Genomic DNA, 12,472 nt, shown 5'->3' on the forward strand with positions numbered 1-12,472 from the left:
TCACACCTCCTCCATCACGGGGTCCACTGTGGAAAGCCAGTCGGCGATGCCGCGGACCGCCCCGGCGCAGCCGCCGCAGCCGGTGGTCGCGTTGGTGCGGTCCGCGATCTGGGCCACGGTCCGGCCGCCGCACCGGACGATCTCGCCCTTGGTCACGGTGTTGCACCGGCAGACCACGGCGGCGTCGGGCATCAGGGCGGGGGTCTCGGCGGGCACGGCGGCCCCCGTGGACCGTCCGAGCAGCAGCGAACGCCGGTCGGCCGGGACGGGGGTGCGGCGGTCGAAGAGCTGGGTGATGGTGCCGACGGTGGGGTTGTCGCCGAGCAGGATCGCGCCGCGCAGCCGACCGTCGGTGATGGCCAGCCGGGCGTAGGTGCCCCGGGCCGGGTCGGCGAAGCTGAGGATCTCCTCGCCGTCGAGGTGGCCCATGGCGGCGAGGTCGATGCCGGCGGCCTTGAGCCGGGTGACGAGCCGGGAACCGGTGTACCGCGCCGCCCCGGCCCCGGAAGGCCCACCGGCCGCCGCCCCGCCCAGCACCGCCGCGAGTACGGCCGCCTGTTCCCACGCGGGCGCGACCAGCCCGTACACGGTGTTGCGGTGTTCGGCGCAGTCGCCGAGCGCGTAGATGTCCGGGTCGCTGGCCCGCAGCTCGTCGTCGACGAGGACGCCCCGGCCGACGGCCAGCCCGATCGACTCGGCGAGGGTGGTGTCGGCCCGCACCCCGCAGGACACGACGAGGGGGTCGGCGGGCAGTTCGGTGCCGTCGGCGAGCCGGAGCACACCGTCGACGTAGGCCACGGCCTGCGCGTCGACCCGGACCGTGATGCCCATCGCGGCCAGGGTGTCGGCGAGCATCGCCCCGCCTGTCGGGTCGAGCTGCCGTTCGAGCAGGTGTCCGGCCCCGTGCACGAGGGTGACGGGCCCCCGGACGGCCAGGCCCCGGGCCGCCTCGACCCCGAGCAGGCCCCCGCCGAGCACCACCGGGTGCGATCCGGCGGCGGCGAGGATCCGCCGGCAGTCCTCCAGGGTGCGAAACGCCGCCACGTTCGGTTGCAGTTCGCCGTCGTCGCTGGTCAGGCCCTTGATCGGCGGGATGATCGCCCGGGAGCCCGTGGCCAGCACCAGCGCGTCGTAGGGTTCGCCGTTGACGGTGCGCGCGACCCGGTCCACGTCGGTCGCGGTCACGCCGAGCCGCAGGTCCACGTTCGCCCCGGGAAGAGCGAGATCCTCCTCCTGGTACGCCCCGGCGAGCAGCCCCGACAGCAGGATCCGGTTGTACGCGGGCCGCGGCTCCGCCCCGTACACGGTCACGTCGTGCTCCCGGGCGAGCAGCGAGGCCAGTCGGGAGCCGGCCATCCCGTACCCGACGATGGTGATCCTCATGGTCTTTCCACCCGCACGGCGCACACCTTGAACTCGGGCATCCGCGAGGTCGGGTCCAGCGCGGGGTTGACCAGCGCGTTGACCCCGGCCCAGTGGAACGGCAGGAACACGGTGTCCGACCGGATCGCCTCGGACACCCGGGCGGGCGCGGTGACGGCCCCGCGCCGGCTGGTCACGGTCACCGGCTCCCCGTCGGCGACGCCGAGCCGGCCGGCGAGGTCGGGGTGCAGCTCCACGAACAGCTCCCCGGGCAGCCGCCCGACCCGCCTGGTCTGCGCCCCCGACTGGTACTGGGTGAGCACCCGCCCCGTCGTCAGGTACACCGGGTACTCGTCGCACACGTCCTCGGCGGGCGGCCGGTGCTCGACGGGCACGAACCGGGCCCGCCCGTCGGGGGTCGCGAACGCCTCCTCGAACAGCCGGGGCGTGCCCGGGTGCCCGGCGTCGGGGCAGGGCCAGAACACGCCGCCCTCGGCGTCGATCCGGTCGTAGCTGATCCCGGCGTAGTCGGCGGCCCCGCCCGCGCTGGCGGAGCCGAGTTCGGCGAACACGGCCTCGGGTTCGGCGAGCACCGGGACCCCGAGCCGGTCGCCCAGCGCGGCGAGGATGTCCAGGTCGGTGCGCACCCCCTCGGGCGGGTCCATCAGCTTGCGCCGCCGGATCACCCGGCCCTCCAGGTTCGTCATGGTGCCGTCCTCCTCGGCCCACTGCGCGGTGGGCAGCACGACGTCGGCGAGCGCGGCGGTCTCCGACAGCACCAGGTCGGCGACGACGAGCAGCTCCAGCGCCTGCAGCCGCTCCGTGACGTGCCGGGCCCGGGGCGCGGACACCACCGGGTTGGACCCGAACACCAGCAGCGCCCGGGTACTGGTGCCGAGCCCGTCGAGCAGCTCGTACGCGGACGGACCCGGGCCGGGCAGATCCTGGGCCCGCACCCCCCAGATCCCGGCGATGTGCTCGCGGGCGGCGGGGTCGTCGATCTTGCGGTACCCGGGCAGCTGGTCGGCCTTCTGGCCGTGCTCCCGGCCGCCCTGCCCGTTGCCCTGCCCGGTGACGCAGCCGTAGCCGCCCCGGTTGCCGGGCAGCCCCAGCGCCAGGGCCAGGTTGACGAACGCGGACACCGTGTCGGTGCCCTTCGCGTGCTGCTCGGCACCCCGCGCGGTGAGCACGTACGCCCGGCGCGCGCCGCCGAGCATCCGCACCGCCCGGACCATGTCCTCGATCGGCACCCCGGTGATCCGCTCCACCCGGGCCGGCCAGTAGTTCGCCACCGTGGCCCTGACCTGGTCGAACCCGGTGGTCCGGGCCGCGATGTAGCCGGGGTCGAGCAGGCCTTCGGTGATCGCCAGGTGCAGCAGCCCGTTGGCGAGCGCCAGGTCGGTGCCCGGGGTGTTCTGCAGGTGCAGGGCGGCCCGGGCCGCGGTGGCCGTGACCCGGGGGTCGACGACGATCAGGCCCGGCCCGTCGAGGTGCCGCAGGATCGGCGGCATGGTCTCCGCCAGGTTGCCGCCGGCCAGCAGGACCGCGTCGGCTCCGCTGAGGTCGGAGACCGGGAAGGGGAGTCCCCGGTCGAGGCCGAACGCGCGCATGCCGGCGGCCGCGGCCGAGGACATGCAGAACCGTCCGTTGTAGTCGATCGTCGACGTCCGCAGGACTATCCGGGCGAACTTCCCCAGCGTGTACGCCTTCTCGTTGGTCAGCCCGCCCCCGCCGAACACGCCCACCGCGTCGGGGCCGTGCTCCCGCTGGGCCCGCACGATGCCGGCCGCGACGAAGTCCAGAGCCTCGTCCCAGCTCACCGGCCTGCCGTGGATCAGCGGGGCCGTGAGCCGCTCGGGGTGCCCGAGCAGGTCGGCGGAGGTCCAGCCCTTCTGGCAGAGCCCGCCCCGGTTGGTGGGGAAGTCCCGGGGTTCGACCGTGACCGTGCCCTCGACCCGGCGCAGGGTCATCGCGCACTGCAGGGCGCAGTACGGGCAGTGGGTCGCGGCCGTCGTCATGTCGGTCAGGGTGGTGGACGTGGGTTTCACGAGGGGTACCTCCCGTGTTTCCGGGGTGCTACGAGACGCGCACTTCGTGTTACGCGCCGGCGTGGGTCAGGTTCCTACACGCGCGCGTGGGCCAGGTTCGGCACCCGGGCCACCAGGACCTTGCGCAGGTAGAACCACCAGGTGGCCACCCCGCACACGGCGTAGCCGATCAGGAACACGTACAGGGCGGCGCGGATCGAGCCCGTGTTCGTGATCGAGATGGCGAACCCGCGCGGGATCAGGAAGCCGCCGAGCGCGCCGATCGCGGACGCGAGCCCGATCACGGCGGCGGCGGTGCGCTTGCCCTGCAGCTCGGTCCGGCCGGCCTCGGCGGCCTCGGTGCGGAAGATCGCCGGGATCATCCGGTACGTCGACCCGTTGCCGACCCCGCTGACCACGAACAGCAGCCCGAACGAGGCCAGGAACAGCCCGAACGTGTGCCCGGCCAGCCCGGCGAGCACCCCGAGGACGCCGAGGCCCATCAGGACGAACACGCCGAGGGTGACCCGGGCGCCGCCGATCCTGTCCGACAGCCAGCCGCCGACCGGGCGGGACACGGAGCCGACCAGGGGGCCGAGCGCGGCCCAGTACGGCCAGGCGACCTCCGCGAACTGGCCCTTGATCAGCAGGGGGAGTGCCGCCGAGTACCCGATGAAGGAGCCGAACGTGCCGATGTACAGGAACGACATCACCCAGGTGTGCCGGCTCCGCAACGCCGTGAACTGCTCGGACATCTTCGCCCTGGCCACGGTGAGGTTGTCCATGAACAGCCAGGAGCAGGCCACGGCTACCAGCACGGGGACCAGCCAGAGCAGCGGCGCGTTGACCAGGTGCGGTGCCGCGGCGGTCACGATGACCGCCGGGACCGCGAACTGCACGACCGCCACGCCGATGTTGCCGCCGGCCGCGTTCAGCCCGAGCGCGAAGCCCTTGCGCGCCTCCGGGTAGAAGTAGGAGATGTTGGCCATGCTGGAGGCGAAGTTGCCGCCGCCCAGGCCGGCCGTCGCCGCCGCGAACAGGAACATCCCGTAGGGCGTGCCGGGGGTGCTCACGCAGTAGGCCATCAGGCCGAGCGGGATGAGCAGCAGCGCGGCGGACACCGTCGTCCAGTTCCGGCCGCCGAACCGGGCGACCGCCGCCGTGTAGGGCAGCCGCATGAACGCCCCGACCAGGTTCGGCAGCGCCACCAGCCAGAACAGCTGGTCGACGGAGAACCTGAAGCCGGCCGCCGGCAGGCTGACCGCGACGACGCTCCACAGCAGCCAGATCGAGAAGCCGAAGTGCTCGGCCAGGATCGAGAACACCAGGTTGCGTCGGGCGGTCCGCTGTCCGGTCGCCGCCCAGAACGCGGGATCCTCGGGAGTCCACTGTGTGATCCACCGGCCCATGGTTCGCCCCTTCTCGTACGCCTCTCGGGCACCCGTGTGTCCGATCGAGGTGAGTGGAGTCTGTCAAGGCGCTGTTGCGCTGGTGTATCACCCAAGTTGCCGGACCTGTGAAATCGACCGCACAAAGGCCGTGCCGGGTCGGTGAGCTCCCGCGCGTCGCGACCGGGCGGACCACCGACCGGGGGATCATCACTTTGTCCATAATTGTCGTGATCAGGAGAATTCGGTGCGGCTCATCAACGCTCGTATCACCAGTTACCGGTCGGTGGAGGACTCCGAGGAGTTCACCGTCGAACCGAACGTCACCTGCCTCGTCGGCAAGAACGAGTCCGGCAAGACCACCGTCCTGCAGGCCCTGCACCGGCTCAACCCGGCCGAACCCGCCGAACCGTTCGACGAGGTCGTCGACTACCCGGCCCGGCTCACCCGGCAGCGCAAGCAGTGGGCCCAGGCCGACCGGATCCCCGTGGTCCTGGCGACCTTCGAGTACGACGACCTGGAGGTCAAGCAGATCGAGGAGGAACTCGGGTTCGGCGCGCTCACCAGCGCCGAGGTCACGGTCACCATCGGGTACCGCGACGAGTCCCGGACCTTCGCGCACTCCTTCGACGAACCGACCATCGTCGGCAACCTCGTCGCCGGGCTCGGCCTGCCGCCGGTGGTCTCCGTGGCCGCGCTCCGCGAGCTGCTGGAGTCCCGCGAGGAGCAGACGGAGGAGACCGGGGCCGTCCTCGACCGGATCCGGGCCTGGCGGGACGGGAGTATCGAGCACCACCTCACCGACGCGTACGCCGAGCCCCGGCTGCCCACCCTGATGTACTTCTCCGACTACGACATCATGCCCGGCAAGGTGTCGATCCCGGACCTGATCCTGCGCCGGGACGCCGACGAGCTGGAGCCCGGCGAGCGCTCGCTGCTCAGCCTGCTGCGGATGGCCGGGGTGGCCCCGGAGGACTTCCTGGAGCCCGGCCGGCACGAGCAGCTGATCCGGGAACTGGAGAACGCCAGCAACATCATCTCCGACGAGGTGTTCGACTACTGGTCGCAGAACGACGAGCTGGAGGTCCGCCTGGAGGTACTGCCGGCCGCCGACGGCCCGCTGCTCCAGATCCGGGTGCACAACCGCCGGCACCGCGCGTCCGTACCCTTCGACAACCGGTCCCGCGGGTTCGTCTGGTTCTTCTCCTTCCTGGCGTACTTCTCCGAGCTCGACGCCGGGGACCGCGACGTCATCGTGCTCCTCGACGAGCCGGGCCTGTCCCTGCACGGCCGGGCCCAGGAGGACCTGCTCCGGCTGGTCGACGAGCGCCTCGCGCCCACCCACCAGGTGCTGTACACCACGCACTCGCCGTTCATGATCTCCCCGGACCACCTGCACCGGGTCCGGACCGTGATCGACCACGACCGGGCCGGCACCAAGGTCAGCGCCGACCTGGCCGCCGCCGACTCCGACACCGCGTTCCCGCTGCTCGCGGGCATGGGGATCGGGATGACCGGCAGCCTGTTCGTGGGGGAGCACACCCTGCTGCTGGAGGGCCCGAGCGACCTGATCTACCTGGACGTGCTCAGCGACACCCTCGACAGCCACCGCCGGGACGGGCTGGACCCGCGCTGGCAGAAGGCCCCGACTGGCGGCGCGGGGGCGCTGGCCACGTTCGCGGCACTGCTCGGCGCGAACCGGCTGCACGTGGCCGTGATCGTGGACGCCCAGACCCGCAACTCCCGGGCCGTCCGCCGGCTGCGGGACAACGGCCAGCTCGGCAAGGGCGGGCTGATCGACATCGGCGAGTTCACCGGCACCCCGGACGCCGACATCGAGGACCTGTTCGAGGCGGACTTCTACCTCGACCTCGTCAACCTCGCCTACGCGAAGGAACTGCCCACCCCGATCGCGGTGTCGGACCTGCCGGCCGTCCGGACCCGGATCGTGGACCAGGTCCGGGCGCACTTCGCGCAGCACGACCTCGCCGGGGGTCGGTTCAACCACTTCCGGCCGGCATCGGCGCTGCTCAAGCACCAGGCGACCCTCGTACCGAAGATCAGTGTCGGGACCCTCAACCGGGCCTCGCGGCTGTTCGGCCGGCTGAACCGGCAGCTCCCGTAGTGTGCCGAGGGGCCGTCGGAAGGCGGCCCCTCCGGACAAACCGGACATCGCTCGCGGGATGCTTTCTGTGACCAAGCACCCATCCGGGCAGGTCCCGAACGCTCCTGCTCCGGGCATGGTCGAACCTATGATGAGGCTGGCTGACTGCACCACACCGCCGACCTCACCGTTCCCACTCGGGGCTCTCCGCAGGGGACGTACGCTGTGCCTGGACCTGAAGGAGCGAGAGCGGGATGACGAACACCAAGCTGGACCACGCGAACGGTTCCGTCGCGCAGTCAGACACCGGGGCGACCTTCAAGCTGGACCATCCGTCCGGTTCCCTCGAACTGCCGGTCACCCCGGCCACCGACGGCCCCGCGGGCCTCGGCATCGGCAAGCTGCTCAGCAGCACCGACCACGTCACCCTCGACCCGGGTTTCGTGAACACCGCGTCCTGCACCTCGGACATCACGTTCATCGACGGCGACGCCGGCATCCTGCGCTACCGGGGCTACCCGATCGCGGAGCTCGCCGAGAAGTCCTCGTTCCTCGAGACGTCCTACCTGCTGATCTACGGCGAGCTGCCGACCCCGGCCCAGCTCACCGAGTTCACCGACAAGCTGAGCATGCACACCCTCCTGCACGAGGAGATGCGCGGCTTCTTCAACGGCTTCCCGCGCGACGCGCACCCGATGCCGGTGCTGTCCTCGGGCGTGAGCGCACTGTCCACCTGGTACCAGGACAGCCTCGACCCGTTCGACCCCGCGCAGGTGGAGCTGTCCACGATCCGCCTGATGGCGAAGCTGCCGACCATCGCGTCGTACGCGTACAAGAAGTCCATCGGCCAGCCGCTGATGTACCCGGACAACTCCCTGGGCTACGTGGAGAACTTCCTCCGCCTCACCTTCGGCGTGCCCACCACCCCGTACGAGGTCGACCCGGTCGTCGCCCGCACCCTGGACATGCTGCTCATCCTGCACGCCGACCACGAGCAGAACTGCTCCACCTCGACCGTGCGCCTGGTCGGCTCCGGCCACGCGAACCTGTTCGCCTCGGTCTCCTCCGGCATCCACGCCCTGTCCGGCCCGCTGCACGGCGGCGCGAACCAGGCCGTGCTGGAGATGCTCGCGGGCATCCAGGAGTCCGGCGGCGACGTCCGCGACTTCGTCCGCCGGGTCAAGGACAAGGAGCCGGGCGTCAAGCTGATGGGCTTCGGGCACCGGGTCTACAAGAACTTCGACCCGCGCTCGGTGATCGTCAAGAAGGCCGTCCGCGACGTGCTCGACCGGATGGACAAGCCGGACCCGCTGCTCGACCTCGCGATGCAGCTCGAGGAGATCGCCCTCGCCGACGACTACTTCGTGTCCCGCAAGCTCTACCCGAACGTGGACTTCTACACCGGCCTGATCTACAAGGCCATGGGCTTCCCGACGAAGATGTACACCGTGCTCTTCGCGCTCGGCCGGCTGCCGGGCTGGATCGCCCAGTGGCGCGAGATGATCTCGGACCCGGCGACGAAGATCGGCCGGCCGCGGCAGGTCTACACCGGCCCCACCGAGCGGCACTACCCGTAAGACCCGCTGAGGACGAATCTGGACTGCGCGAAAGGCCGATCTGCAGGGCGCTGCCCTAGCGCATCGGCCTTTCGCTTGCCAGATTCGCCCTCAGCGGGCCACTTCGCCTTAGAGCAGGAGCGACGAGCCAGATCAAGATCGTCTTAGGGGTACGTCGCGTCTCTACTGTGGGGGCAGTTCGGCCCCGCGTACGATGCCCCGGATCGCGTACAGGTAGCCGCCGATCGCCGCCGTCGGGATCGTGGTGACCAGCGCGGCCACGGTCCACGGCACGAAGGACGGCGTCGAGTCCCACTCGGTCGGCACCACGCCGAGGAAGAAGCCGACCAGCGCGGTACCGGTGACGGAGTAGACCACGGTCAGGACGCCCGCGAGGAACAGCACCCGGTCGAAGTAGGCCACCCGGTGCTCCGCAGGCCCGTGCACCAGCCGCCGCATCAGGGGCGGATGCACCGCCGTCAGCACGATCGTCGCGCAGACCACCCCGATCACGAAGATCCACATCCATTCGAGGCCGTGCAGGTCGCCGTCGTACCAGACCCGGAGGAACTCGTACACCCGCTGGAACAGCAGGCCCGGGGCCACGACGGCCAGCAGCCGGATGCACACCGTCAACATCCGTTCCAGGTTGCCCAGTTGCCGGACGTCGGTGCCGCCCAGGTTCTCCCGGGCCAGGTAGGCCTGGATCAGCAGCACGATCCCGCACACGGCGGCCACCGTGCCGACGGCGAGCATCCCGCTCGCGACGGCGGCGGCCGTCCACACCCGCCGGCAGGAGTCCGTCGGCTCCTCGCCGGCCAGCAGCCCGAACACGTACGCGTTGAGTCCCATCGCGACGAACGTGGCGAAGAACGGGACCAGCGCGCGCAACCGGGCCGAACCGTTGTGCCGCTCCGCCGCCGTCGTGCTGGGCCGGGGCTGGGCCAGCAGCACGATCACCCCGGCGAACACGAAACCGGCGATCACCCCGGCGAGCTGCGACAACGGGCCGGCGGCGCTGATCACATTCCAGGCGGTGCCGGGGCAGTCTCCCATAGTGGTCATTGTCGAAGGGGTGTCAAGGAGTGCCCATGTCCGCCAACGTGTCCAGGATCCCCCGCGAGCAGTCGACCACGTACCGGCCGGCCGGGGTCGGCTCCAGGTACCGGTCCCCGTGCGCGAACAGCGCCCCGCCGAACGCCGCCTCGATCCGGGCCAGCCGCTGCAACAGGCACTGCTGGCTGATCTGCAACCGGTGCGCGGCGGTGCGCAGGTCCTCGGCGTCGGCGACGGTCACGACGAGCCGCAGGTGGCTGAGTTCGAGGTTCACGACGGCAGTCCGGGGGAGGCGTGGGTGGCGTGCGCGGCCCACCAGTCGCGGTACGCGGGGCGGCGGCGCACGATGGCCGCGTAGCTGCGGTACAGGTGCGCGACGAACTCCTCGGTCCGGTCGTGCACGAACGAGTCCCGGCGCCAGGCCAGCAGTACCCGGCGGCGCAGCGGGGCCCCGGCCAGCGGCATGGCCCGCATCCCGGGCAGCACGTACGTCGTCGGGTACAGCCCGCACACCGCCCCCGCCGCCACCAGGGGCGCGACGGCCGCCGAGTCGGTGGTCCAGTGCCGGACCCGGGCGGTGAAGCCGGCGTCGGCGCAGGCCCGGTGGAAGCTGGCGTGCAGGCCGCCGTCGTCGTCGCGGGGCAGCGCCCAGGTCCGGGGCGCGAGCTCGGCGAGGTCCAGTTCGGACCGCTGGGCGAGGGGGTGCTCCTCGTCGAGCCCCACGAAGATCGGCTCGGTGATCAGGTGCCGGGTACCCAGCGAGGGCGGCAGTTTCAGGGTGAAGCCGGGGAACTCGTGCAGCACGGCCGCGTCGAGCTGCCCGGCCGCGAGCTGGTCCACGAGCCGGCTGACCATCGGGTCGCCGTGGCTGGTCACGGGCGCGTCGCCCACGGCCTCGGACGCGGGGACCAGGGCGTCGGTGAACGCGCCGACCACGCCGCCGACCCGGGCCGGGCGGGAGGGGAGCTGGCTGAGGATCTCCGCGGTACCGGTCCACATCCGGTCGACGTCGGCCAGTACCCGTCGGGCCTGGTCCAGGGTTCTCGCGCCCGTCGCGTTGGGCACCACGCCGTGCGGGGTCCGGTCGAACACGGGGCCGCCGAGCGCGGTCTCGATCCGGTGCAGCTGCCGGGTCAGGGACGGCTGGGCGAGGCGCAGCCGGGTGGCCGCGCCCCGGATGCTGCCGGCGTCGGCGACAGCCACCAGGATCTGTAGGTGCCTGAGGTCAATGTTCACTGGCGGCCCTTCCGGTACGCCCCCCGGGTTGCTCAGGGTACGTCCGGGCGACCGGGCCAGGTCAAGACTATTAACTCAACGTTATGGAAAACGGGCATGGCCCCCGGGGGTCTGAGGGGACTCCCGGGGGCCGTGCCGTCGCGCTGCTAGAGGCCGGCGGTCGACCGGATCCAGCTGAGAACGGTGGTGGTGTCGCCGTAGATCGAGTTCGTCCGGCCGCAGGTGTCCGCGCCGGGGCCGTCCGCACCGCGGCTGGTGACGCCGACGAGCTGGCCGCCCGCGAGGGCCGGGCCGCCCGAGTCGCCGTAGCAGTCGGTGGCGGTCGTGGACGTGTCGAAGCACAGCTCCACCGAACCGCTGATCCCGCCGCAGTTCGCGTCGGACGTGACCTTGGTGCCGACGGTCTTGAGCACGGAGCTCATGCCGCCGCACCCGTCGGGCGCGCAGGTCTGGCCGAAGCCGTACAGCGTGATCGCCGCGCCGACGGCCGGGGACGCCGTGCCCAGGGTGATCGGGGCCTGGCTGACCGGGGCGCTGAGCTTGTAGAGCCGGAAGTCGTACGCGCCGCCGTTGTAGCTGGGGTGCTTGACCGACTTGGACACCGTGGCCAGCGTGCCGCCGCTGTTCAGGTTCTTCGAGCCGACCCGGATCCGGGTCGCGCCCGAACAGTGCCCGGCGCTGAGCACCCACTGCGGTGCGATCAGGGTGCCGCTGCACCACATGCCGCTGCTGTCGCCGACCGCCGCCGCCCAGGACGGGGCGGTGCCGACCTGGCTGCCGCCGACGATGCCCTGCGGCGGACCGTCCGACGTGCGACCTGCCGACGCCGGACCCGCCGTGGCGGCGACCGCGAGCGCCGCTCCGGCCACTGTGACCGCGACCCGGGCCGCGAGGCTGCTGAACTTCATGAGGGGCCTCCCTAGTGTTTGCCCCGGGTCGGGCCGTGTGGCCGCGGCCCGGAGCACCGGCCGGTGCCGCTGCGTGTCGCGACACCACCATGGACCGATGTCGGTCAATGTAGGAGAGAACGGCCCGGGAGGGTAGATGTCAGGGGGCGATGCTCTGGGTACCGGCCTGGGGCCGCACCATCCGCAGCGCCAGGTCCGCGTACAGCGCGCCGATGTCCTCCGGCCCCAGCCGCCCGCTCGACCGGTACCAGCGTGCCACGTCGATACTGAGGCTGAGCAGGGCGAGCGCGGTGCCGGGCACGTCGGGGACGTCGAACGCGCCGCGCGCCACCCCGTACTCCAGGGTCTCGCGGACCACCCGGTCGATCTGCCGGCGCAGGGCCGCGATCTCGGCGTGGTGCTCCTCGCTGAGCGCCCCCAGCTCGTACTGGATCACCCGGGCCGTGGTGTGGTGCCGGGCGTGCCAGGCCGCGAAGTCGCTGACCAGCGCGCGCATCCGGGCCACCGGGTCCGTCTCGCCGGCGGACGCCTCGGTGACCGTCCTCAGGGTGCGCTGGTGCCCGATCAGGCTGATCCGGTAGAGCAGCTCCTCCTTGGACGCGAAGTAGCCGTACACGGCGGCGGGGGAGCGGTCGACCCGGCCGGCGATATCGCGGGTGGTGGTCGCGTGGTAGCCCCGGGTGGCGAACGCCTCGACGGCGGCGATCAGGATCCGCCGGGCGGCCGGGGGCTGGACCTCCGACCAGTTCTCGTCGAGGGCGCGGGCCTCGGCCTCGTCCAGGCCGCCCTCGACCGGGGTGCGCGGGTCGTTGACATCGGGGTACATGACCAGCAT

The 12,472-nt window shown here is 71.8% G+C and carries 10 protein-coding genes; 2 read left to right on the forward strand and 8 right to left on the reverse strand.

Annotated features, from left to right (window positions below; translation table 11 throughout):
* The 3 genes from PT931_RS32395 to PT931_RS32405 form a co-directional block, all read right to left on the reverse strand.
* The gene (locus PT931_RS32395; RefSeq protein ID WP_456249522.1) at positions 1-1,383 is read right to left on the reverse strand and encodes an FAD-dependent oxidoreductase; all 1,383 of its coding nucleotides are present in this window, start codon (positions 1,381-1,383) and stop codon (positions 1-3) included.
* Positions 1,380-3,380 (reverse strand): molybdopterin oxidoreductase family protein, encoded by a 2,001-nt coding sequence (locus PT931_RS32400; RefSeq protein ID WP_456249563.1) that lies wholly within the window; start codon positions 3,378-3,380, stop codon positions 1,380-1,382. Before PT931_RS32400 ends, PT931_RS32395 begins: the two co-directional genes overlap by 4 nt.
* 104 nt (positions 3,381-3,484) lie before the next feature.
* Positions 3,485-4,798, reverse strand: coding sequence for an MFS transporter (locus PT931_RS32405; protein WP_456249523.1), 1,314 nt, complete (start codon positions 4,796-4,798; stop codon positions 3,485-3,487).
* Between the two features lie 226 nt (positions 4,799-5,024).
* On the opposite strand from PT931_RS32405, the gene PT931_RS32410 reads away from it, so the two are divergent.
* On the forward strand, positions 5,025-6,902 hold the full coding sequence (locus PT931_RS32410; protein WP_456249524.1) for an ATP-dependent nuclease: 1,878 nt from the start codon (positions 5,025-5,027) through the stop codon (positions 6,900-6,902).
* Positions 6,903-7,135: 233 nt separating this feature from the next.
* Positions 7,136-8,458 (forward strand): citrate synthase, encoded by a 1,323-nt coding sequence (locus PT931_RS32415; protein ID WP_456249525.1) that lies wholly within the window; start codon positions 7,136-7,138, stop codon positions 8,456-8,458.
* 162 nt (positions 8,459-8,620) lie between these two features.
* Here PT931_RS32415 and PT931_RS32420 read toward each other — a convergent pair whose 3' ends face one another.
* From PT931_RS32420 to PT931_RS32440, 5 genes are all read right to left on the reverse strand, one after another.
* Positions 8,621-9,493, reverse strand: a complete 873-nt coding sequence (locus PT931_RS32420) for a hypothetical protein (protein WP_456249526.1) — start codon at positions 9,491-9,493, stop codon at positions 8,621-8,623.
* A 22-nt stretch (positions 9,494-9,515) separates the two neighbouring features.
* The gene (locus tag PT931_RS32425) at positions 9,516-9,767 is read right to left on the reverse strand and encodes a helix-turn-helix domain-containing protein (protein ID WP_456249527.1); all 252 of its coding nucleotides are present in this window, start codon (positions 9,765-9,767) and stop codon (positions 9,516-9,518) included.
* Positions 9,764-10,729, reverse strand: a complete 966-nt coding sequence (locus tag PT931_RS32430) for a LysR family transcriptional regulator (protein ID WP_456249528.1) — start codon at positions 10,727-10,729, stop codon at positions 9,764-9,766. Before PT931_RS32430 ends, PT931_RS32425 begins: the two co-directional genes overlap by 4 nt.
* 146 nt (positions 10,730-10,875) lie before the next feature.
* Positions 10,876-11,637: a S1 family peptidase gene (locus tag PT931_RS32435; RefSeq protein ID WP_456249529.1), complete on the reverse strand. Its 762-nt coding sequence runs from the start codon at positions 11,635-11,637 to the stop codon at positions 10,876-10,878.
* 139 nt (positions 11,638-11,776) lie between these two features.
* Complete coding sequence (locus PT931_RS32440) at positions 11,777-12,463, reverse strand: TetR/AcrR family transcriptional regulator (protein WP_456249530.1); 687 nt, start codon at positions 12,461-12,463, stop codon at positions 11,777-11,779.
* Positions 12,464-12,472: the final 9 nt, after the last annotated feature.

The sequence above is a fragment of the Longispora urticae genome (assembly GCF_053902585.1).